The following is a 22,949-nucleotide window of genomic DNA, read 5'->3' as shown; positions in this document are numbered from 1 at the left end:
GGCCTCACAGTCTGTCTTTATAACGGCACGTTGAGCCAGCCTTAGCGGGCTGCGGAGCCTTCGACGTAGTCCACGTCCTGCTGCTGCCAGGCGAAGAGGGAGCGCAGTTCGCGGCCAACAGCCTCGATGGGGTGCTGCTCAGCCTTGGCGCGCAGTGCCTTGAACTCCACGCCGCCGTTGTCCTGGTCCTCGATGAAGCGCTTGGCGAAGGCACCGGACTGGATGTCGGCCAGGACGGCCTTCATGTTTTCCTTCACCTCGGGGGTGATGACGCGGGGACCGGAAACGTAGTCGCCGTATTCCGCGGTGTCGGAAACGCTCCAGCGCTGCTTGGCAATGCCGCCTTCCCACATGAGGTCAACGATGAGCTTGAGCTCGTGGAGGACCTCGAAGTAGGCGATCTGCGGCTGGTAGCCGGCCTCGGTCAGGGTTTCGAAGCCGTACTGGACCAGCTGGGACACACCGCCGCACAGGACGGCCTGCTCGCCGAAGAGGTCCGTTTCGGTTTCTTCGGTGAAGGTGGTCTTGATGACGCCGGCGCGGGTGCCGCCGATTGCCTTGGCGTAGGACTTGGCCAGGTCCCAGGCGGAGCCGGTGGCGTCCTGCTCGACGGCGATGATGTCCGGGATGCCGCGGCCGGCTTCGAATTCGCGGCGCACGGTGTGGCCGGGAGCCTTCGGGGCAACCAGGATGACGTCAACGCCTTCCGGAGCCTGGATGTAGCCGAAGCGGATGTTGAAGCCATGGGCGAAGGCAAGTGCCTTGCCGGGCTTCAGCTTGTCCTTGATGGAGTCGTTGTAGATCGAGCGCTGGTGCTGGTCCGGCGCCAGGATCATGATGACGTCGGCCCATTCGGCGGCGTCGGCAACGTTCTTGACCGTGAAGCCTGCGTCCTCGGCCTTGGCGATCGACGTCGAGCCCTCCTTGAGGGCGATGGCAACCTCGACGCCGGAATCGCGCAGGTTGAGCGCGTGGGCGTGGCCCTGGGAGCCGTAGCCAACAATGGCTACCTTGCGGCCCTGGATGATCGACAGGTCGGCGTCGTCGTCGTAAAACATTTCAGTCACTTGCGTAACTCCTCTTGAGTGGGTTGTAGATAGGTGTCTTTGTGGTGCGGTTGCGGGCGTTGCCTGCTGCCGGGCCGGGCCCGGGCAGCTTCCTAGGCGGAACGCAACGCCCTGTCACTCATGGAGCGGGATCCCCGTCCAACGGCCAGGGTGCCGGACTGCACAATTTCGCGGATGCCGAAGGGCTCCAGCACTGAGAGCAGTGCTGCAAGCTTCTCCGGGGTACCGGTTGCCTCGATCACCAACGAGTCTGTGGACACGTCGACGACGGCGGCACGGAACAGGTCTGCAGCCTGGGTCACCTGCAGACGTGTCGCGGCATCCGCACGTACCTTGACCAGGATGTGGTCTCGCTGTACGGAAGATTCAGAAGTCAGCTCAACGATCTTGATGACGTTGATCAGTTTGTTGAGCTGCTTGGTGACTTGCTCGATCAGGTCGCCGTCCGCATCGACGACGACGGTCATCCGGGAAATGCCCGGTACCTCGGTGGGGCCAACAGCCAGGGAGTTGATGTTGAAGGCACGGCGGGCGAAGAGGCTCGCGACGCGGGTCAGGACGCCGGGCTTGTCTTCAACCAGGACGGACAGTGTGTGGCGGCTCATGGTCAGTCCTCTTCTTCCCATTCCGGGGTCATGTTGCGGGCAACCTGGATCTGGTCGTTGCTCACGCCGGCGGGCACCATCGGCCACACCATGGAGTTCGGGCTCACCACGAAGTCGATGACCACCGGGCGGTCGTTGATTTCGAGTGCCTTCTGGATGGTGGCATCGATGTCCTCGTCGCGTTCACAGCGGAATGACGCGCAGCCGTAGGCCTCCCCCAGCTTGACGAAGTCCGGGATGCGGACGGTGTCGTGGCCGGTGTTGAGGTCGGTGTTTGAGTACCGGCCCTCGTAGAAGAGGGTCTGCCACTGCCGGACCATGCCCAGGGAGGAGTTGTTGATCACCGCCACCTTGATGGGGATGTTGTTGATGGCGCAGGTGGCCAGTTCCTGGTTGGTCATCTGGAAGCAGCCGTCGCCGTCGATAGCCCAGACCACGCGGTCCGGCTCGCCCACCTTGGCGCCCATGGCCGCCGGAACCGCGTAGCCCATGGTCCCTGCTCCGCCCGAGTTCAGCCAAGCGTGCGGACGCTCGTACTTGATGAACTGCGCTGCCCACATCTGGTGCTGGCCCACGCCGGCAACGTACACGCCTTCGGCCCCGGTCAGGGCACCGATGCGCTCGATGACGCGCTGCGGTGCGCTGAGCCCGTCATCGGGTTCGGTCCAGCCCAGCGGGTAGGTCTCCTTGAGGTTGTTCAGGAAGGCCCACCAGGTGGTGAGGTCAGGGGTTCCGGATGCCTCGAACTGCGTGCGGACGGCTTCGGTGAGCTCAGGAATGATTTCCTTGACGGACCCGACGATGGGCACATCCGCCGTGCGGTTCTTTGAGATTTCGGCGGGGTCGATGTCGGCGTGGATAACCTTCGCCATGGGGGCGAAAGTCTTGAGGACACCGGTTACGCGGTCATCGAACCGGGCACCGAGCGTGATGAGAAGATCGGACTGCTGCAGGGCAGTCACGGCCGAGACTGTGCCGTGCATGCCGGGCATTCCCATGTGCTGGGGGTGTGAGTCCGGGAAGGCGCCCTTGGCCATCAGCGTGGTGACCACCGGGGCTCCGGTGGCCTCGGCCAGTGCCAGCAGTTCCGCCGAGGCGTGCGCCTTGATGACACCGCCGCCGACGTACAGCACGGGCTTGCTGGCCGCGGCAATGAGCTTGGCCGCCTCGCGCACCTGCTTGTTGTGCCCGCGGGTAACCGGGCGGTAGCCGGGCAGGTCGATCTTGGGCGGCCAGGAGAAGGTCATCTGCCCGACCTGGGCATCCTTGGCCACGTCCACGAGGACAGGACCGGGGCGTCCGGTGGAAGCGAGGTGGAACGCTTCGGCCATGACGTGGGGAATGTCGTTGGGATCGGTCACCAGGAAGGAGTGCTTGGTGATGGGCATGGTGATGCCCACAATGTCGGCTTCCTGGAACGCGTCGGTTCCAATCACGCCGCTGGACACCTGGCCGGTGATGGCCACCAGCGGAACGGAGTCCATGTGGGCGTCCATGATGGCGGTAACGAGGTTGGTGGCGCCCGGGCCCGAGGTGGCGATGCACACGCCCACCCGCCCGGTCACCATGGCGTAGCCTTGCGCGGCGTGGCCGGCTCCCTGTTCGTGACGGACCAGCACGTGGTTCATGCTCGAGGCCATCAAGGGGTCATAGGTGGGCAGGATTGCGCCACCGGGCAAACCGAAAATATCGTCGACGCCGAGTTCTTCGAGCGAGCGGACAATAGCTTGCGAGCCGGTCATCACCGTTGGGGGTACAACGTTGTTCGGCCCAAGGACAGGAGAGGCGGCGGCAAGGTCGGCGGCGACGACGGCCTGCTCAGCCGTCCGGTCGGCGCGTTCCGGAGCCTTGGTGGCTCCAGCGGACTTAGTAGCCATCAGCGAGGGGCTGATCGGCGATCCTTTGCTCATCGGACTCTTCCTTGTGGATCATCTGTGGTTCGTGGATACTGCGGGAAATAAAAAAACCCCTCAGCCTGGCGGCTCTTCGAGGGGTTGCGCGTGACGGTTCGTTACCCGGGGCTAATGTGCCACGCGCTTGGTAAGGACGACGACGATGCCGGTAACGAAAGTCATGCGTTCAGTTTTCCCTCTGGTGTGACGGGTGTCAACGAGGCACCACCCGATCTCACCATGTGGACATCATTGTCCACGGAATGATCCTACCTCGCGGTGGGATCAGGCCTGCAGCTGATCACCCGGCCCGGAAGGGCTTAATAAGGGTGATGCCGCGGGGCCCCGTGCGTGAGGCGCCCAGCGCCTCACGCACGGGGAAGGCATCAACCGCAGTATGCGCCCGTGCTGGCGCTGTGCACCAGCTTGGCGTACTTGGCCAGCACACCCTTGGTGTACCTTGCGGGCAGGGGCTCCCAGCCCACCTTGCGGGCTTCGAGCTCAGCCTCGTCCACCAGCAGGTCGAAGCTGCGGGCGGCGATGTCCACGCGGATCCGGTCACCGTCCTTGACGAAGGCGATGGGGCCGCCGTCGACCGCTTCCGGCGCCACGTGGCCGATGCACAGGCCGGTGGTGCCGCCGGAGAACCGGCCGTCGGTGAGGAGCAGGACATCCTTGCCAAGGCCTGCACCCTTGATGGCACCGGTGATGGCCAGCATTTCACGCATGCCGGGGCCGCCCTTGGGCCCTTCGTAACGGATCACCACGACGTCGCCGGCTTTGATCTGGCCCTTGTCCAGCGCGTCCAGGGCACCCTGCTCGCGCTCGAACACCCGGGCGGTTCCTTCGAAGACGTCGGCGTCAAAGCCTGCGCTCTTCACCACGGCGCCTTCGGGTGCCATGGTGCCGTGCAGGATGGTGATGCCGCCGGTCTTGTGGATGGGGTTGTCCAGCGCGCGGAGGATCTTGCCGTCCACGTCCGGCGGGTTGATGGCGTCGAGGTTTTCGGCCACGGTCTTGCCGGTAACGGTGAGGCAGTCGCCGTGCAGCAGGCCGGCGTCCAGGAGTGCCTTCATAATGACGGGCACGCCGCCGATCTTGTCGACGTCGGTCATCACGTAGCGGCCGAAGGGCTTGAGGTCGCCCAGGTGCGGGATCTTGTCCCCGATCCGGTTGAAGTCGTCCAGCGTCAGCTCGACTTCGGCCTCGCGGGCGATGGCCAGCAGGTGCAGGACGGCGTTCGTGGAGCCGCCGAAGGCCATGGTGACGGCGATAGCGTTCTCGAAGGCCTTCTTGGTCATAATGTCGCGGGCGGTGATGCCCTTGCGCAGCAGGTTGACCACTGCCTCGCCGGACTTGCGGGCGAATTCGTCGCGACGTCGGTCTGCCGAGGGGGGCGCGGCCGAGCCGGGCAGGGACATGCCGAGTGCCTCGCCGATGCATGCCATGGTGTTGGCCGTGTACATGCCGCCGCAGGCGCCTTCGCCCGGGCAGATCGCCTTTTCGATGCGCGTCAGGTCTTCCATGCTCATCTTGCCCGCAGCACATGCTCCGACGGCTTCGAAGGCATCAATGAGGGTGACTTCCTTTTCGGAGCCGTCCTCAAGCTTGACCCAGCCGGGCATGATTGAGCCGGCGTAGAGGAACACGCTGGACAGGTCCAGGCGGGCTGCTGCCATGAGCATTCCGGGAAGGGACTTGTCGCAGCCGGCCAGCAGCACGGATCCGTCGATGCGCTCAGCCTGCATCACGGTCTCTACGGAGTCGGCAATGACTTCGCGGGAAACCAGGGAGAAATGCATGCCTTCGTGGCCCATGGAGATGCCGTCGGACACCGAGATGGTTCCAAACTGCATGGGGAAACCGCCGCCCGCGTGCACGCCTTCCTTGGCGCCCTGCGCGAGCCGGTTCAGGGAGAGGTTGCAGGGAGTGATCTCGTTCCAGGAACTTGCCACACCGACCTGGGGTTTCGCGAAGTCGTCGTCCCCCATGCCGACCGCCCGGAACATGCCACGTGCGGGAGCCGCGTGGATTCCGTCGGTTACAACCCGGCTCCGGGGTTTGATGTCAGGCGTGTTCTCGGTTGCGATGTGGGTGTCACTCATAGGGGAAAGTCTATGGCTCCGCCGAACGGCCCAACGACAGATCCGGGACGTTTAGGTCCAAAAAACCGAAAATTTCAATCAGATGATGGACACGTATCTCACATAATGAGATGAGCCGGGGATGAGCCCTCCGGCTGTGGCGCAGCTGACGGATGATCGGCAACCTGCACGGACACTCCTGAAGCTCCCCTCAATCTGGACAGTTGTGACCGCCGGACGTAGCGTCAGGGAAAGTACACCTCGCCATCCGGACTGAAGGGCTTGCCATGGATTTTGTTTTCTGGATCATTTTGCTTGTTGTCATAGTGGGCGTCGTATGGTGGCTGCTCAAACGGAGCAGTTCAGCCAAGGCGCCGGGGGCTTCCACGGCGGAGCGGACCCGGGCGGACGGAGCGCTTTCCGGCGGCAGCGCCGCGGCGTCCGCTGAAGCAGCCGGCACCACCGGCATCGCCGGGGCAGCAGGCTTCGGCCGTCCCGCCGAACCTGCGGCTCCCACCACGGCCGACGATCACGTGGTGGCCGCGGCGCCGGCCCCGGCAACGGATACGGACCGGACCGCGGGCACGAAGGAGCGGGAGGAGTCCGGCCCGGCCTCCCCGGCAGTTGCGGCAAGCGGCACGTCAGCGGCGTCCGAAACCAGCGCCGCGCCGGCTGCGTCCGGCCAGGACGCCCGCCGCCGGGACAACGAAGAGTGGGAAACACAGTGGTCGGAGGCTTCGGGTTCCTCCGTTGTTGCCCCCGGCGCGGAATCCAGGGGTGGCACCTCGACGGGTGGTGTTCCCACCCATGCAGCCCAAGTAAATCCGGCCGGAGGAAGCGGCGTACCCGCTGCCACGGGACAGCAGGCTGAACCAGCGGCAGTGCCGAATGCGGAATCCCACCGTGCCCCGGTCCACCACCCCGAGTACACCGAGCCCCACGCTCCAACGCTCCCGGGCGCAGAAACAGCCGCAGTGGAGGGCATTGACGACGCCGGGACGGCAGCACAGGCTCCGATGCGTACGAGTTCCGGCGCACGGCAGCCCGAACCCGAGGACAGCTCAACGGCACCCGCAGCGCCCGGCATGATGTCGGGACACGCCGCTACCACTGAAACCGCGGACCGCACCCAGTCCTCTGCTTTGGTGGAAACCGGAGCGGACCGCACCCAGCAGCCCCCGGCGGCGCCGGCAACCGAACCCGCGGGCCACCTTGCAGCGGACGAGCCCTACGGCGCCGGTTCGGCGGCCGCCGGAGCAGACGGCAGCGGACCTGACGGATACACCGTGAAGGGTGATGCCGGGGCCATGGTCTACTACGAGGAGGGACACCCCGACTATGAACCTGTCCGGGCTGACGTCTGGTTTGAATCGGAGGCGCATGCCGAGGCAGCCGGCTTCCGGGCTCCTCGGCGCAGGCGCCCCTAGTCGAGGACCGGGCCGGTCAAGCCAGGCCTTGCCCGGCCTCCACAAGCGTTTTCCTGCTGCCGCTGCGTCCTGCCTCGCTTTGCTTCTGGCAGGCTGCACGGGCGGACCCGGCGCCGGGCCGACCGGAAGTACCTCCCTTCCGGAGGCAAGGGAGGTACGCGTGCCGGATGTCGCCGAACGCCTTGAACTTCAACTGGACATCCCATGGTCCGCCGTGTTCCTGCCGGATGGAACGGCCATCATCTCCGAGCGCAGCACCGCCCTGCTCAAGGCTGTGCCGGCAGGAAGCAGGGACGCCGTGGCACTCGGCGAAGTTCCTGAGGTGGCCGCCGCCGGCGAGGGCGGCCTGCTGGGGCTTGCGCTGTCCCCCGGCTTTGCGTCCGACCGATACCTGTACATGTACTACACGGCACGCGAGGACAACAGGATCGCCAGGGCGAGGGTGCAGGAATCCGGCGGCGGTGCACTGGCCCTGGGCGAGCCCGAGACCATCTTCACCGGCATCCCGAAGGCCAACACCCACAACGGCGGCAGGATCCGCTTCGGCCCGGACGGTCTCCTGTACGTGGGAACGGGCGACTCCCAGCGCAGGGACCAGCCCCAGGACCCCCAAGCCCTGGGCGGCAAAATCCTGCGGCTGACGCCCAACGGAGGTCCCGCGCCGGGCAATCCCTTCGGCAACGCGGTCTACAGCCTGGGCCACCGGAACGTCCAGGGACTCGCATGGGACAGCGCAGGACGGTTGTGGGCCAGCGAGTTCGGCCCCGACGTCAATGACGAACTGAACCTCATTGTCCCCGGGGGAAACTACGGCTGGCCTGCGGTGACCGGCGCACCCGGCCGCCCCGAGTTCCAGGACGCAAAAGTCGTATGGCCTTCAACGGCCGATTCCTCCCCCAGCGGGCTGGAGATCGTGGACTCCACCGCATACCTGGGGGCGCTTCGGGGCCAGCGGTTATGGACGGTTCCCCTGGAAGGTGCTGAAGCCGGGACGCCTGTGGCCCATTTCACACGCCAGTTCGGCAGGATCCGCGACGTCGTCCGCACCCCGGAGGGCGGATTCTGGCTGCTGACCAACAACGAAAACCCTGATTTCGTGCTGGTTTTGCCCCCATCCGCGTGAAGCGGGAGCCGGCCGGGACGCCGATTTCACATGGGCAAAAAGTTCGTGTAGAGTTTCATGTCGTTGCGGAGGTCAACGGGGAAAGAAAAGCCCGATGACCACAGCAAAGAAGATGCACCTCTAGCTCAATTGGCAGAGCAATTGACTCTTAATCAATGGGTTCCGGGTTCAAGTCCCGGGGGGTGCACCACTGGGAAAACAGCCTCCGGCTTGCGGCAACGCGAACCGGAGGCTGTTTTGTTGTGTCCGCTATCCGGCCGCCCTGCCCATCGGCTTCCGCAACAGTCTTCCTGTTTAACCTTCCCGTTTAGCCTTGCCATATTGTTCACACTCCTGCTCCGGCCCCCGGGCACCCGCGGCGGCAGATGTGGCGGCAACAAAAAAGCGTGGCCCCAGCTGTGAAGCTGGGGCCACGCTTGGGCGTCAAGACCGCCGGTTTAGCGTGTTGACGGCGAATTCTCCACCAATGCCCCGTCGCCGGGAGAATTGGCAAACTGGCTGGCGAGTTCCCGCACCACTGCCTGGAGCTCCTGCCGCAGCAGGTCCGGATCGATCGAAGCTGAGGCCAGCACGGACCGCTCCATTTCCACCGCCGCAGCAACCGCTTCCTTGCCCTGCTCGGTAAGCGACACGACGTGGCTCCTGCGGTCCGAGGTGCTGCGGACCCGGACAATGTGTCCGTGGGCCTCCAAACGGCTGAGCGTCTTGCCCATGGTCTGCGCCTGGACGCGAACGTATTGCGCGAGCTGGGCTTGCGTCATGGGGCCCTGCGCATCCAGGACCTCGATGGCGATAACCCCGGCGTGGGTGAGGCCGATGGCGCCGAGTTTTTCGTTCCAGGAGTGTTCGACGAGGCGCGCGGCAGTGGACAAGAGGCGCCCCGTGGGCCAGTGATCCATATCAGGCATAGCAGCCAGTATAGCCAAGTGGGGATTAGCGCTGGTTCCCGGCGCTTACTAGGCTGGTGTGTCCCGCCTGCAACTAGGAGAAAAACATTGGCTGAAAGACTTGTTACCGGCGACGACGCGCCCGGATTTACCTTGAAGGATTCCGCAGGCACCGACGTCAGTTTGTCCCCGCGTCCTGGCCGCCACACGATTGTGTATTTCTACCCGGCAGCCGCAACGCCTGGCTGCACCAAGGAAGCGTGTGACTTTCGGGACAACCTGGCCTCCCTCCAGTCAGCAGGCTACGACGTCGTGGGCATCTCTCCGGACCCCGTGGAGAAACTCGCCAAATTCGCAGCCAAGGAAGGCCTGAGCTTTCCTCTGCTCTCGGACGCGGACCATGCAGTTGCCGAGGCATACGGCGCCTGGGGCGAGAAGAAGAACTACGGCAAGACCTACGAGGGGCTCATCCGCTCCACCATCGTTGTGGACCCGGACGGGAAGGTTGCGCTGGCCCAGTACAACGTGAGGGCCACCGGCCACGTAGCCAAACTTCGGCGGGACCTGGACCTGGACGCCTGAGAAGGCACCGCTGCCAGCGGCCCCTACCTAAGGTCCTGCCGCAGCGACGCTACAATGGACACTGGCATCCGCCGTCGGGCCTTTTTGGGCAACAACGGCCGGAAGCCCTGCGCGAGTGGTGAAATTGGCAGACACGCAGGATTTAGGTTCCTGTGCCTTCGGGCGTGGGGGTTCAAGTCCCCCCTTGCGCACTGCATGGTCCCCCGGCTTTGGCCGGGGGACCTTTGCGTTTAACGTCCCTTCCGCCGCGTCCCTTCCGCACTGGCACAGAGGGCTGATTCAGCTCCCGTCGAAAAACTCCAGGGAATTTACCCATCCGCATCCTGCCGCCGGCCGAATAGACAGTGAGACACCAGCCAAGGGCAGGTGCCCACCAGCAAGTTTCGAAAGACGCCACAGGCACCACGTCCGCGGCGGGTAATTGCCACAATCAAGGAGAAACCGACATGCAGACCATCAAGCGCACAACCTTCACCGTCGCAGGCGTTGCAGCAGCAGCCCTTCTCAGCCTGACTGCCTGTGGCGGTTCCGCGGGCACCACCGCTTCATCCGCCCCTGCAGCCGAGCCGTCCGCGTCCAGCATGGCCCCCTCGCCCTCGGCCAGCGCCTCTGCTGCCGCCATGGACCCGGCCGCCAACCTGGTTGGCCCCGGCTGTGCCGCCTACGCCGAGCAGGTTCCCTCAGGCGCAGGCTCGGTTGAGGGCATGGCCCTGGACCCGGTTGCCGTCGCAGCATCCAACAACCCGATCCTCACCACCCTCACTTCAGCAGTGTCCGGAAAGCTGAACCCCAAGGTGGACCTGGTGGACACCCTTAACGGTGGCGAATTCACGGTCTTCGCACCGGTGGATGACGCTTTCGCCAAGATCGATGCGGCCACCATCGAAACTCTCAAGACGGATGACGCCCTCCTGAGCAAGATCCTTACCTACCACGTGGTTCCGGGCCAGATCACTCCTGACATGATCGCCGGCACCCACGCCACCGTCCAGGGCGGCAGCGTGACCGTGACCGGCAGCGGCGACGAGCTCAAGGTGGATGACGCCAACGTAATCTGCGGCGGCGTGCAGACCAAGAACGCAACCGTCTACCTGATCGACTCGGTGCTGATGCCCAAGTAAGCACCAGGCAGGTCTCTTCCTTCAGGTAAAGCCGGGGGCCGTCCGGAGGGACGGCCCCCGGCTCTTTGCCACGGCGGGTCCGACCGGGTCCCGGTAGCTTCAGGCAGCGTCTACTAGACTGGGCTCCGGTCCGCACGCGGCGGAACCGGCAAGATCCCGAGGTGATAATCGAGTGCCCAGCAGTACATCGCGGCGGACGGTCATCAAGGCCGGCGCTGTTTTCCTGGCCCTGGGCGTGACCTCGTGCACCGCTGTTCCATCGCCCTCGCCGACATCCGGCTCCCCCAGCACAACCGCCGCCCCCGAGCCCGCCGCTGCCTTCAATTTCGGAACAGCGGCCCAGCCGTTGGGCCTGGATCCTGCCCTTTCCAATGACGTTGAGTCCCAGCGCATCACCCGCCAGATCCTCGAAGGACTTGTGGGCGTGGACCAGGTCACCGGGAAACCCACGCCACTGCTCGCAACGGAATGGACCGAATCCAACGAAGGCCGCTCCTACACCTTCAAGCTCCGGACCGACGTCCTGTTCCAGGACGGGACCCCGTTCAACGCCGACGCCGTGTGCACCAACTTCAACCGATGGTTTGCCTTCTCCCCCGAATTACGGCGGCAGGCCCCCGGCAGCTCCTTCAAGGATGTCTTCAAGGCCCACTCGGACGAGCCGGAGCTTTCCATCTTCAAGAGCTGCACAGCCATATCGGCGGACACTGTGCAGATTGACCTCACCCAGCGTTTCACCGCCTTCCTGCAGGCCCTCACCCTGCCTGCCTTCGCCATCGCCTCGCCGGCCGCCCTCGCCGCGGGCACGGCCGAGGTCCTGGACCAGAACCGCGGCGGCCAGCCCGTGTCCGTCTTCGGGACCAGTCCGGTGGGGACCGGACCGTTCAGCCTGGCCTCCTGGGACGAGGGAAGTGTCACCCTGGCCACCAACACCTCCTATTGGGGAGAGCGCGGCCAGATTGCCACCATCAACTTCGTCGCCTACGACCACCCGCAGGCGCGCCTCCAGGCCCTGCTGGACGCCAAGATCGACGGCTACGACGCCGTCACGGTGGGCAACTTCGACCAGCTGGTGAAACGCGGAAAGCAGATTGTCCAGCGTGACCCGTTCTCCGTCATGTACGTGGGCATCAACCAGGACATCCCGGTGCTCCAGAACCTCAAGGTTCGGCAGGCGATCGAAATGGCGATCGACAAGGAAACACTGATCCGCCGGTTCTTCATAGACAACACTGCCAAGGCCACACAGTTCGTCCCGCCCAAGATCAGCGGTTTCAACAACGACGCCCCGGAGCTGGGCCACGATCCCGCCAAGGCCAAGGAATATCTCGAAGAGGGCGGGTATGCCGGTGAGGAGCTGAAGTTCTACTATCCCTTGAACGTCACCCGCCCCTACCTGCCCACACCCGAGAAGGTGTACGCCGAGATCAGCCGCCAGCTCACAGCCGTCGGGATCAACATCCGGCCCGTTCCGGTGGACTGGGCTGACGGCTATCTGCAGAAAGTGCAGTCCCCCGGCGACCATGCGCTCCATCTCCTGGGCTGGAACGGCTCCTACTCCGACGCCGACAACTTCGTGGGACCCCTTTTCGGTGAGAAGAACGGTGAATTCGGCTACCACGATCCCCAGGTCTTTTCGAAAATCAACCGGGCGCGGGGGCTTCCGGAAGGGGAGGAACGGGATGAGCAATATCACACCATCAACGCCCAGATCGCGGCCACCGTCCCGGCCGTCCCCGTTGCCTTCCCCATCTCCGCGCTGGCCCTCTCCGACCGCGTACTGAGCTATCCGGCCTCCCCGGTCTTAAATGAAGTTTTCACGAAGGTGCAACTAAAGCCTTGACGGAGCGGTCCAATTTCAGTATGTCCGCTGCCCGGGGATATTCTGTGACAGCCAGAGCCGCTGCAATCGGAGACTGATCGTGACCTTCATTTCCAAGACCCCACATGCCGACGTCGTCCTGATTGGCGGCGGCATCATGAGCGCCACGCTGGGGGCTTTCCTCAAGCAGCTCGAGCCGGACTGGACCATCTCCCTGTTCGAGCGGCTGGACCAGCCGGGGCTGGAAAGCTCCGACCCATGGAACAACGCCGGCACCGGCCACGCAGCCCTCTGCGAGCTCAACTACTCCCCAGCAGCCAAAGACGGCTCAGTGGATCCTTCCAAGGCGCTGCTCATCAACGAACAGTTCCAGCTTTCGCGCCAGTTCTGGTCCCACCTGGTGGACCAGAAGCTGATCGGATCCCCCAAAAGCTTCATCAACACGGTGCCGCACATGAGCTTCGTCATCGGCGAGGACCACACCCGGTTCCTGCGGACGCGCTACGAGGCCCTCAAGCCCCACCCGCTGTTCCGGAGCATGGAGTACTCCGAGGACCACGCCCAGATCGCCAAGTGGGCGCCCCTGATCGTGAAGGGACGCGACCCGAAGCAGCGCATCGCCGCCACGCGCGCAGCCGAGGGCACCGACGTCGACTTCGGGGCACTGACCCGCGAGCTGACCACCTACGTCGGGAACAACGGCGTCGAAATCAACTACGGCCATGACGTCACGGGAATCTCCAGGGCTTCCGACGGCGGCTGGGACCTTTCGCTGAAGTACCCCAAATCCGGGGAGCACAGCAAGATCCACGCCAAGTTCGTGTTTGTGGGCGCCGGCGGCGGCGCCCTGCACCTGCTGCAGGCTTCAGGGATCCCGGAAAGCAAAGGCTACGGCGGATTCCCGGTTTCCGGGCAGTTCTTCCGCTGCACCGACGAAACCATTGCCGCGCAGCACAGCGCAAAGGTCTACGGCCAGGCATCGGTGGGCGCTCCCCCCATGTCCGTGCCGCACCTCGACACCCGGTACGTCGGCGGCAAGCGGTCGCTGCTGTTCGGCCCCTACGCCGGCTTCTCCACCAACTTCCTGAAGAACGGCTCGTACCTGGACCTTCCGCTGTCCATCCGGCCCAGCAACATCATTCCGATGCTGGCAGTGGCCAAGGACAACATGGACCTCACCGCCTACCTGGTGAAGGAAGTGGCCAAGAAACACGCCGACAAGGTGGAGGCCCTGCGTGAGTACTACCCGGAGGCCAAGGACGGCGACTGGGAACTGATCACCGCCGGCCAGCGTGTACAGATCATCAAGAAAGATCCGCAGAAGGGCGGCGTGCTGCAGTTCGGCACTGAAGTCATCGCCGGCCGGGACGGTTCCATCGGTGCGCTCCTGGGCGCCTCGCCCGGAGCCTCCACCGCGGTACCTATCATGATCGAGTTGCTGAAGAGGACCTTCCCCCGGAACTTCAAGGGCTGGCAGTCCAAGCTCAAGGACATGATGCCCGGCTACGGGGTCAAGTTGGACGAGAACCCGGACCTGGCTGCCGAGCTGGAAAAGGCGACGGCCGCCTCACTTCAGCTGGAGAGCGTTTCCGCCAGCCGCTGACCCTGCCGGGGCCGGCGGCCGGCACCTACGGGTCCGTATCAGTCCTTCAACCCCTCAGGAGATCATGCGATGTTCCGGCTGGCACAACTTTCACTTGCAAACCGGGCACTGATCGCACTGATCACAGTCTTCGCTTCCGTCTTCGGCGTGATCACCATGTCATCGCTGAAGCAGGAACTCATCCCCTCGATCGAGTTTCCGCAGATCACGGTGCTGACCGCCATGCCCGGGGCCTCCCCGGAGGTGGTGGACAAGCAGGTAAGCGGGCCGCTGGAAACTGCGTTGAACGGCGTGGAAGGGCTGGAATCCACCTCCTCCACCTCGCGCAACGGCGTTTCGCAGATCACCATGGTGTTCACCTATGGTGCAAACCTGGACCGGGCGCGGAACCAGATCGACCGGGCCATCTCGAACGCCAAGCGCTCCCTGCCCGAGGACGTCCAGCCGCAGGCAATCGCCGGAAGCATCAGCGACTTCCCGATTGTTTTCCTGGCCGTGTCCTCGGACAAGACGCTCAGCGAGCTGAACGCCGACCTCCAGCGGCTGAGCGTGCCCCGGCTGCAGAAGATTGACGGCGTCCGCGGCGCTGACGTGACCGGCGGCGCCTCCCAGCACATCGAGATCCTTCCGCGCGCCGACGCCATGGCCGCGGCGGGTGCGAGCATCACGTCCATCCGGGACGCGCTGGCCAACAACGGCGCGCTGGTCCCGGCCGGCACGCTCGAGGAACAGGGCAAGACCCTCTCGCTGCAGATCGGCAGCCCTGTGGATTCCCTGGCAGCCATCGAGGCGCTGCCGCTGGCGGGTGCACAGGGCGGGGTCACCATTGGCAGCGTGGCGGAGGTGTCCCTGAAGGATGACGAACGGACGTCCATCACACGGACCAACGGGGAGGAAACCCTCGCCGTGTCCGTGACCAAGAAGCCTGAGGGCGACACGGTGGGCATCTCGCACGCGGTGCGTGACACGCTTGGCGAACTTGAGGCCGAACTGGGCTCGAATGCCAAGTTCACTCCGGTGTTCGATCAGGCCCCCTTCATTGAGAAGTCCATCAAGGACCTCACCACCGAGGGCCTGCTGGGCTTGGGCTTCGCCGTTGCGGTCATCCTGGTCTTCCTGATGTCCACCCGCTCTACCCTGGTCACGGCGGTCTCCATTCCGCTCTCGCTCCTGATCACGTTTATTGGCCTGTCCGCCACCGGATACTCCCTGAACATCCTGACGCTGGGTGCGCTCACCATCGCCATCGGCCGCGTGGTGGATGACTCCATCGTGGTCATCGAGAACATCAAGCGGCACCTGAGCTACGGCGAAGACAAGGTCACGGCCATCCTGACCGCCATCAGGGAGGTGGCCGGGGCCATCACCGCCTCCACCCTCACCACCGTGGCGGTATTCCTCCCCATCGCTTTCGTGGGTGAGCTGGCGGGCGAACTTTTCAGGCCGTTCGCCCTCACCGTCACCATGGCACTGCTCGCATCGCTGCTGGTCTCGCTGACCATCGTTCCCGTGCTGGCCTACTGGTTCCTTAAAAACACCGATGCCCCGGCAGCCGCGGCTGCGGCAGGGCCGGCTGCTGCCCGGCGGAACGCGGACGAGGCCCGTGCCCGGGCCATGGAAGCCGAACAGCGCAGCAGGCTCCAGCGCGGCTACCTGCCCATCCTCACCAAGACCCAGAAGCACCCCGTGATCACGCTGGTGGCCGCAGCCCTGGTCCTCGGTGCCACCGCCGCCATGACACCGCTGCTGGCCACCAACCTCCTGGGCAACTCCGGCCAGAACAGCCTCACAGTCCGCCAGGTCCTGCCGGCCGGCACCACCCTCGCCGACACCAGCGCGGCAGCCATCCGGCTTGAGGAAGTGCTGCGCGGCATCGACGGCGTCAAGGACATCCAGGTGACGTCAGGAAATGCCCAGGCAGGTTTCGCCGCCCTGACCTCCACCGGCTCGTCCAACTCCACCTTTACCGTGGTGACGGACGAGAAGGCGGACCAGGAGCAGCTGCAGGAGACGGTGCGCAGCGAACTGGCGAAGGTGCCCGATTCCGGCAAGATCTCGGTAGGGACCCAGCAGGGCGGTTTCGGCACATCCTCCACGGTGGACATCACCCTGAAGGCAGCCACCACTGCCGACCTCCAGGAAGCCAGCGACACCGTGGTCGCGGCGATGACCGGGGTGCCGGGCACCAGCGAGGTGGCAACCAACCTCGCGGCCAGCCAACCCGTGGTCCAGGTCAAGGTGGACCGGGCCAGGACGGCAGCCGCCGGGCTCAACGAGGAACAGGTGGCCGGGGTCCTGGCCTCCACCATCAGCCCCATTCCGGCCGGCGAAGTCCGGATCGACACCAACGACTTCCCTGTCCAGATCGGGCAGGGCACCAGGTTCACCAGCATCGACGCCGTCCGTGGCATTCCGCTCCCGGCAGCGGGCGGGCCTGTGCCGCTGGGAAGCATCGCTTCAGTGGAACAGGTGGACGTGCCGGTGTCCATCACCGCCAGCAATGGCCAGCGCACGGCACGCGTGTCCGTGACGCCGTCGGGCTCCAACCTGGGTGCGGTCAACGCGGAGGTCCAGAAACGCCTGGCGGACGTCCAGCTGCCGCCGGGGGTCACCGCAGAAATCGGCGGCGCCACCACCCAGCAGCAGGAGTCCTTCCAGCAGCTCGGGCTGGCCCTGCTGGCGGCCATCGCCATTGTTTACGTGATCATGGTGGCCACCTTCAAATCCCTCATCCAGCCGCTGATCCTGCTGGTATCGGTCCCGTTCGCAGCCACCGGTGCCGTGGCGCTGCTCCTAGTGACGGGCGTGCCGCTGGGACTGCCCTCGCTGATCGGCATGCTCATGCTGGTTGGGATTGTGGTCACCAACGCCATCGTGCTGATCGACCTCATCAACCAGTACCGGCAGCCCCGGGACGGCCGGCCGGGCATGAACGTGGCGGACGCCATCACGCATGGGGCACGGCAGCGCCTGCGCCCCATCCTGATGACCGCACTCGCCACCGTGTTCGCGCTGACGCCTATGGCCATGGGCCTCACCGGCGGTGGCGGCTTCATCTCGCAGCCGCTGGCGGTTGTCGTTATCGGTGGGCTGATCTCCTCGACCGCGCTGACCCTGGTCCTGGTACCGGTCCTGTACAGGCTGGTGGAGGGCCGGCGTGAGAAGAAGGCCCTGCTCCGGGACCTTCAGGCACGTCCGGAATTCGGGCCCGGACGGGACGTCGACGAGGAATTCAGGGACTGGACCACGGGAATGGTTCCCAAGACCAGCGGCCGCCGCGCCGCCCCCGGCCCCTCCTAGGCTCGTACTGCCTCCCGGCAGGCCCTCAAGGAATATTTCCATCCGGGATGCGTTGTACCTCCCGATAGATGCAAATGCATCTAAATTGGACTACACTGGTACCAAGCCCGGAGAGTCCAGGAAGGGAAAGGCACATCATGCAGATCGGTGTTTTCAGCGTCAGCGACATCACCACAGACCCCACGACGGGGCAGACCCCCACCGAGAACGAACGCATCAAGGCCTCGGTGGCCATCGCCAAAAAAGTCGAGGAAATCGGCATGGATGTCTACGCCCTCGGCGAGCACCACAACCGGCCTTTCTTCTCCTCCTCCCCCACCACGACCCTCGCCTACATCGCCGCGCAGACGGAACGCATCACGCTGTCCACGGCCACCACGCTGATCACCACCAATGACCCGGTCAAGATCGCCGAGGACTTCGCGATGCTCCAGCACCTGGCAGACGGCCGTGTTGACCTGGTCCTGGGCCGCGGCAACACGGCGCCCGTCTACCCGTGGTTCGGCAAGAACATCCAGGACGGCGTGGAACTGGCCATCGAGAACTACAGCCTCCTGCGGAAGCTGTGGGACGAGGACACCGTGAACTGGTCCGGCAAGTTCCGGACGCCGCTGCAGAACTTCACGTCCACGCCCCGCCCGCTCGACGGCGTTGCCCCCTTTGTGTGGCACGGCTCCATCCGCACGCCGCAGATCGCCGAAGTGGCGGCGTACTTCGGCGACGGCTTCTTCGCCAACAACATCTTCTGGCCCAAGGAGCACTACCAGCAGCTGATCGGCCTTTACCGTGAACGGTACGAGCACTACGGCCACGGGAAGGCAGACCAGGCCATCGTGGGCCTCGGCGGACAGTTCTTCATGCGGAAGAACTCGCAGGACGCCGTCAATGAGTTCCGCCCCTACTTCGACAATGCGCCTGTTTACGGCCATGGTCCCTCGCTTGAGGATTTCACCTCGCAGACACCGCTCACTGTGGGCAGCCCTCAGGAAGTCATCGAGAAAACCCTGACGTTCCGGGAGTACTTCGGCGACTACCAGCGCCAGCTGTTCCTGATTGACCACGCGGGCCTGCCGCTGAAGACCGTGCTGGAGCAGCTGGACCTGTTCGGCGAGGAGGTCCTGCCCGTCCTGCGGAAGGAGTACGCGGCCCGCAAGCCGGCCCACGTTCCCGAACCGCCAACCCACGCCGGCCGGGTGGCCGCACTGCTCGCCGCCCAGGACGCGGAAAAGTCCGCCGCGGACGCGTGATGGCCGGCAAGAGCGCGGAGTCGCCGGTGCGGCTCGCCGCAGAAACCTGGGAGTCGCTGTTCCGTGCCCAGGTTGCGGTGATGCGGAAGCTGCAGTCCGGCCCGGCCTTCCGGAAGCTGGCCGTCAACGAGTACGACGTCCTGTTCACCCTGTCCCGCTGTCCGTCCGGCTGGCTGCGGCTCAACGAACTCAACGACAACGTCCTGTTGAGCCAGTCGAGCCTTAGCAGGCTGGTGGAGCGGCTCGAGAAGCGCGGGCTGGTCGCGAGGATGCCGGCGCCTGAGGACGGCCGTGGTGTGCTCCTGAAACTTACTGACGAGGGGCGGGAACTCCAGAAGGAGATTGGGCGTGAGCATGTGCGCGACATCTCCGAACTGATGGTCCCCGCGCTGACGCCGGCGGAACAGAAGGAACTCATGCGGCTCACCGCCAAGCTGCGCAGTTCCCTGGACCAGCGGCAGCCCCGGCAGGACTCCCGCTAGCCCAGGCCTCCGCTAGCCCAGGGCCACCAGCTTCGCGGGGTTTTCGACGGGCAGGGTGCCGTTGACCACGGCCGTGACCTGCATCTGGCTCAACGTCAGGCTTCCGCCCACCGTGGATAGGAATGCCGTGTCGGCTGAGTCCCGGCCGGCCGTGATCCGCAGCATTGACTCCCGCGGGGCCAGCCCCGTGGGATCGATCACGTGCCATCCGCCTTCCACGTAGGCCTCTGCGACGGCGTGGAAATCCATGGGGCTCAGGCCGGGGGCATACACGGCAGCCAGGCGGGCCGGGATGTCCTTGGACCTCAGCAAGGCAATGGCCAGGTGCGCGAAGTCCCGGCAGACACCGCGGCGGCTCAGGAGGGTTTCCACCGCGCCGTCCGTCCCGCGGGAGGAGCCGCTGATATACCGCAGTTCGCCGTTCACCCAGTTCCGCACGGCGTGCAGCAGCTCCCCGCCGGCGGCTCCGTCGAATTCTGCGTAGGCGGTGGGCAGGAGGCGGTCCGACTCCGCGTAGCGGCTGGGCCGGACGTAGCGGATGCGGTCAGCCAGCCCGACTTCTTCCGGCCGGGCCCGGCCCGCTACCGTCGCGGAGTACTCCACCACCACCTCGGACGGTTCGGCGAACTCCATGTAGTGGAGCCGGCCTCCGTGGTGGTCCGGAACCTCGCTCACGGGAACCTGCCCGCCGCCGGCCGTGATGGACAGGCTTTCCTCGAAGGACGAGTATCCGGTGTTCCTGGCGGCGGCTATGGCCATGGCCACCTTGGTGTTGGGGGCGGTCTTGAAGACCAGGCGTGCGGAAACGGTGCGTTCCATGACTCTCCGGGGGGTGTCGGCAGGAAAGAAGCCGCCGCTTGTCCCGGCCGGGGATGCGGGCAGGGAACGGGGGCTAGTTCTTGATCTCCAGAGACATTAGCATCCGCTGGACGTTGGCAAAGTCAGCACTCTCGCTGGCGTACGTTGCGGCCTGGTCAAGGGTGTCGAATGCTTTGGCCGGCGCCACTTTCTCATCGGGCGCGAAGGCCCTGACGGACACAAGGTCGCCAAAGGAGTAGTCGCCCTTGTCCGCCGGCCCGCGGACGATGTTGCGCAGTTCGCAGGCCTGTCCGTCGGCACCGCCCACGATGTTTGTGATGCCGTAGGAGCCGAAGAACCGGTATCCCTGGATTGCCCGGAACACCACCCTGGGCGGAATGGTCCCCTCCCCGCCTTCAGCTGACAGCTCCACCGGCACGCTGCTGAGCACCGTGTAGGGCCGCCGGGCGTCCGCCGGGCAGTCAGCGGACGACGGCGGGAGTCCCGTCCGGAGCGCCGCCACGAAAGTGCCGTCCGGCTTCTTCACCTCGATTTTCAACGCACCGGGCAGGGTTCCGTCCTCAGGAGGGACCGATTGCGCTATCCAGGACTCGGGCAGGTCAAACACAACGGTCTTAGCCGGATCGGAGAAGGTCTTCCACGCAGAGGCTGTGGCGGCAGGCCCGGCTGTTGCGGAAGCGGACGCAGCGGCCGTGGCACCGGAGGATGGCCCAGCTGTTGCGGACCCATCCGGTGAAGCCGTGGCGGTGGCGCCGGAGTCACTGGGCTCCGCTGTCCATGCGGGCCCGCTGCCTGACGGGGTGGAGCAGCCGGCGAGGAGTGCGCCGGCCAGGAGCACGGCGGCTCCGGGCAGTACCCCAGCTGATGCGATGCGTCTCATGCAGCCAGCCTAACGGGATGGGGCAGCGGCGGGACGTGGCCGGGAGCGGCGTTTCCTGCCGCTCCCCCGCCGCCAAAAACGACGGGACGGCGCCGGGCAAAAGCGGTGCGTGTCGCGGTCGGAGGGCATCGCCGGTCCCGGGGACTAGGCTGGTGCTATGGCGGACATCCAGCACGGCGCAGCCGAAGAGAACCCGGCGGATATCTCCGCCGTCGACATTGCTGACTGGCGGCTGCGGACCTTTGCCTTGTACGACAATGTCCGCAAACTCTCCGTGGAAAGCCCGGCGGAAGCACATTCCTACTGGCGCCACCAGCGCGACCTTCTCTTTGCCACGCACCCGGCCTCCGCGTTGTCCGCAACGGATAAAGCGCGATTCTCCGGCCTTAAGACGGCTGACTATGATCCCATCTACCGTTTCCACGTCCCGCTGACCAAGGAGGGTGCGGGCCGGGAAATGAGCGTGGAAACCGGAACCGACGGGGTGGTCAACTTCGTGCGGCTGGGGACGTTCGATCTCCCCGAGATGGGGCAGTTGGCTGTGTGGAAGCTTCGGGGATACGGCGGCGGCATTTTCGTGCCCTTCCGGGACGCGACGGCCGGCCAGCCCGGCGGAAGCTACGGCGCCGGCCGGTACCTGCTCGATACCATCAAGGGCGCGTTCCACGGGGTCAGCGGGACGGGCCCGGACGCCGCTTTCGTCCTTGACTTCAACTTCGCCTACAACCCGTCTTGCGCCTACAACGAGGCCTGGGCGTGTCCCCTGCCCGGTCCGTCCAACCGGCTGGCTGTGGAGATTCCGGTCGGCGAGCTGTACTGACCCCTGTGGGCAACGGCCTGGGACGATGCGGGGCTAGCCGCCGAGCGCCCGCACGCTCTCCACTGCGTGGCTGACCGCCCCCGCCGCGGCGTTGAGGTCCTCCTCCGTGACTGCCGCATCAAAACTGAAGCGGACCGCCGTCTGGGCCACCTCGGGTTCAATACCAAGTGCTGTGAGGACAGGCGAGGGGGCGTCGGACCCGGCTGCGCATGCTGATCCGCTGGAGCACACCACCCCCTGGCGTTCCAGTTCCAGCAGCACCGATTCCCCGCTGGTTCCCGGGAAGCAGAAGGACGCTACGGACGGCAGCCGCCGGGACGGATGCCCGGTAAGGACTGCGCCCGGCACGCCGGTGAGCACGGCGTTGATGAAGCCATCGCGCAGGGCCGCAACACGTCGTCGTTGTTCCTCCTGGCCGGCCTGCGCCAGCGCCAGCGCCGCGGCCATGCCCACGGCACCTGCCACGTTCTCCGTCCCAGACCTGCGGCCCCGTTCCTGGCCGCCGCCGTGGATGAGCGGCTCGATTCTGGTGCGGCCCCGGACAAAGAGCACGCCGCAGCCCTTGGGGGCCCCCAGCTTGTGGCCCGAAATACTCATGGCATCAATGCCCAGCGTCCTGGAGTCCAGGGGGAGCCATCCCGCCGCCTGCACCGCGTCCGTGTGGAACGGAACTCCAGCCTGGCGCGCAACCGCTGCCAGCCCGGCCACCGGCTGTACGGTTCCCACTTCATTGTTGGCGTACATGATGCTGGCCAGTGCGGTCTCCGGGCGCAGGACCGCACTAAAGGCCTCAGGCGTCACCAGTCCTGTCCCGTCCACGGGCACCACGTCCACCGTGAATCCGTGGAAGCGTTCCAGGTAGCGTGCGGATTCCTCCACGGCCGGATGTTCGACGGCGCTGATCACCACCCGGTCAAGCTTCGGGTTGGCAGCCTGCCGCGCCAAAGCAATGCCTTTGACGGCCAGGTTGTCCGCCTCCGTTCCGCCGGACGTGAAGGTCAGCTCACCCGGCCGGCAGCCCAGGACAGCGGCCACCGAATCGCGCGCAGCGGCGAGGGCGCGCGCGGCGGCCTCACCAAGGGTGTGGTGGCTGGAGGGGTTTCCGAAGTCACCGGTCAGGTATGGCCACATGGCTTCCAGCACCTCGCGGCGAACCGGGGTGGTGGCGGCTGCGTCAAGGAAAATCAC

Annotated in this window: 18 protein-coding genes and 2 tRNA genes; 12 read left to right on the top strand and 8 right to left on the bottom strand. The window is 65.5% G+C overall.

Annotated features, from left to right (window positions below; translation table 11 throughout):
* Positions 1-41: 41 nt before the first annotated feature.
* The 4 genes from ilvC to ilvD form a co-directional block, all read right to left on the bottom strand.
* Positions 42-1,067: a ketol-acid reductoisomerase gene (ilvC, locus tag ACIQF4_RS02995; RefSeq protein ID WP_174178122.1), complete on the bottom strand. Its 1,026-nt coding sequence runs from the start codon at positions 1,065-1,067 to the stop codon at positions 42-44.
* A 92-nt stretch (positions 1,068-1,159) separates the two neighbouring features.
* Positions 1,160-1,672, bottom strand: coding sequence for an acetolactate synthase small subunit (ilvN, locus tag ACIQF4_RS02990; protein ID WP_009356538.1), 513 nt, complete (start codon positions 1,670-1,672; stop codon positions 1,160-1,162).
* Positions 1,673-1,674: 2 nt separating this feature from the next.
* Positions 1,675-3,582: an acetolactate synthase large subunit gene (locus tag ACIQF4_RS02985; protein ID WP_350002609.1), complete on the bottom strand. Its 1,908-nt coding sequence runs from the start codon at positions 3,580-3,582 to the stop codon at positions 1,675-1,677.
* A gap of 368 nt (positions 3,583-3,950) precedes the next feature.
* Positions 3,951-5,669, bottom strand: a complete 1,719-nt coding sequence (gene ilvD, locus ACIQF4_RS02980; protein WP_350002610.1) for a dihydroxy-acid dehydratase — start codon at positions 5,667-5,669, stop codon at positions 3,951-3,953.
* 266 nt (positions 5,670-5,935) lie between these two features.
* Between ilvD and ACIQF4_RS02975 the strand changes: the two genes are divergently transcribed.
* From ACIQF4_RS02975 to ACIQF4_RS02965, 3 genes are all read left to right on the top strand, one after another.
* Positions 5,936-7,075, top strand: coding sequence for a hypothetical protein (locus ACIQF4_RS02975; RefSeq protein ID WP_400514301.1), 1,140 nt, complete (start codon positions 5,936-5,938; stop codon positions 7,073-7,075).
* A 160-nt stretch (positions 7,076-7,235) separates the two neighbouring features.
* Positions 7,236-8,198 carry a PQQ-dependent sugar dehydrogenase gene (locus ACIQF4_RS02970; RefSeq protein WP_350002612.1) on the top strand — a complete coding sequence of 321 codons (963 nt, stop codon included), beginning with the start codon at positions 7,236-7,238 and terminating at the stop codon, positions 8,196-8,198.
* Between the two features lie 114 nt (positions 8,199-8,312).
* Positions 8,313-8,388, top strand: a tRNA-Lys gene (locus tag ACIQF4_RS02965).
* A 247-nt stretch (positions 8,389-8,635) separates the two neighbouring features.
* Here ACIQF4_RS02965 and ACIQF4_RS02960 read toward each other — a convergent pair.
* Positions 8,636-9,097: a MarR family transcriptional regulator gene (locus ACIQF4_RS02960; RefSeq protein WP_350002668.1), complete on the bottom strand. Its 462-nt coding sequence runs from the start codon at positions 9,095-9,097 to the stop codon at positions 8,636-8,638.
* Positions 9,098-9,193: 96 nt separating this feature from the next.
* Here ACIQF4_RS02960 and bcp point away from each other — a divergent pair, with 96 nt between their 5' ends.
* From bcp to ACIQF4_RS02920, 8 genes are all read left to right on the top strand, one after another.
* On the top strand, positions 9,194-9,667 hold the full coding sequence (gene bcp, locus ACIQF4_RS02955; RefSeq protein ID WP_400514300.1) for a thioredoxin-dependent thiol peroxidase: 474 nt from the start codon (positions 9,194-9,196) through the stop codon (positions 9,665-9,667).
* Between the two features lie 109 nt (positions 9,668-9,776).
* Positions 9,777-9,858, top strand: a tRNA-Leu gene (locus tag ACIQF4_RS02950).
* Positions 9,859-10,113: 255 nt separating this feature from the next.
* Complete coding sequence (locus ACIQF4_RS02945; RefSeq protein WP_350002614.1) at positions 10,114-10,788, top strand: fasciclin domain-containing protein; 675 nt, start codon at positions 10,114-10,116, stop codon at positions 10,786-10,788.
* Between the two features lie 172 nt (positions 10,789-10,960).
* A complete protein-coding gene (locus ACIQF4_RS02940; protein WP_400514298.1) occupies positions 10,961-12,631 on the top strand; it encodes an ABC transporter substrate-binding protein in 1,671 nt (556 codons plus the stop codon).
* 79 nt (positions 12,632-12,710) lie between these two features.
* Complete coding sequence (locus ACIQF4_RS02935; protein ID WP_400514296.1) at positions 12,711-14,213, top strand: malate:quinone oxidoreductase; 1,503 nt, start codon at positions 12,711-12,713, stop codon at positions 14,211-14,213.
* Positions 14,214-14,282: 69 nt separating this feature from the next.
* Positions 14,283-17,513: an efflux RND transporter permease subunit gene (locus ACIQF4_RS02930; protein ID WP_400514295.1), complete on the top strand. Its 3,231-nt coding sequence runs from the start codon at positions 14,283-14,285 to the stop codon at positions 17,511-17,513.
* Between the two features lie 137 nt (positions 17,514-17,650).
* A complete protein-coding gene (locus tag ACIQF4_RS02925; protein ID WP_350002617.1) occupies positions 17,651-18,760 on the top strand; it encodes an LLM class flavin-dependent oxidoreductase in 1,110 nt (369 codons plus the stop codon).
* Entirely contained in the window at positions 18,760-19,242 is a 483-nt protein-coding gene (locus tag ACIQF4_RS02920; protein WP_350002618.1) for a MarR family transcriptional regulator, read from the top strand. The genes ACIQF4_RS02925 and ACIQF4_RS02920 overlap by 1 nt, the downstream gene beginning before the upstream one ends.
* Before the next feature lie 12 nt (positions 19,243-19,254).
* On the opposite strand, the gene ACIQF4_RS02915 is transcribed toward ACIQF4_RS02920, so the two are convergent.
* Positions 19,255-20,061 carry a transglutaminase family protein gene (locus ACIQF4_RS02915; RefSeq protein ID WP_400514293.1) on the bottom strand — a complete coding sequence of 269 codons (807 nt, stop codon included), beginning with the start codon at positions 20,059-20,061 and terminating at the stop codon, positions 19,255-19,257.
* Positions 20,062-20,134: 73 nt separating this feature from the next.
* The gene (locus ACIQF4_RS02910; RefSeq protein ID WP_400514292.1) at positions 20,135-20,941 is read right to left on the bottom strand and encodes a hypothetical protein; all 807 of its coding nucleotides are present in this window, start codon (positions 20,939-20,941) and stop codon (positions 20,135-20,137) included.
* A 157-nt stretch (positions 20,942-21,098) separates the two neighbouring features.
* Here ACIQF4_RS02910 and ACIQF4_RS02905 point away from each other — a divergent pair, with 157 nt between their 5' ends.
* Positions 21,099-21,761, top strand: a complete 663-nt coding sequence (locus ACIQF4_RS02905; protein ID WP_400514290.1) for a DUF1684 domain-containing protein — start codon at positions 21,099-21,101, stop codon at positions 21,759-21,761.
* A gap of 33 nt (positions 21,762-21,794) precedes the next feature.
* On the opposite strand, the gene ACIQF4_RS02900 is transcribed toward ACIQF4_RS02905, so the two are convergent.
* Positions 21,795-22,949, bottom strand: coding sequence for a cysteine desulfurase family protein (locus tag ACIQF4_RS02900; RefSeq protein ID WP_400514288.1), 1,155 nt, complete (start codon positions 22,947-22,949; stop codon positions 21,795-21,797).

It is taken from the genome of Pseudarthrobacter sp. NPDC092202 (genome assembly GCF_044755505.1).
Taxonomy (GTDB): domain Bacteria; phylum Actinomycetota; class Actinomycetes; order Actinomycetales; family Micrococcaceae; genus Arthrobacter.
This window is presented reverse-complemented; position numbering and strand designations above follow the sequence as displayed.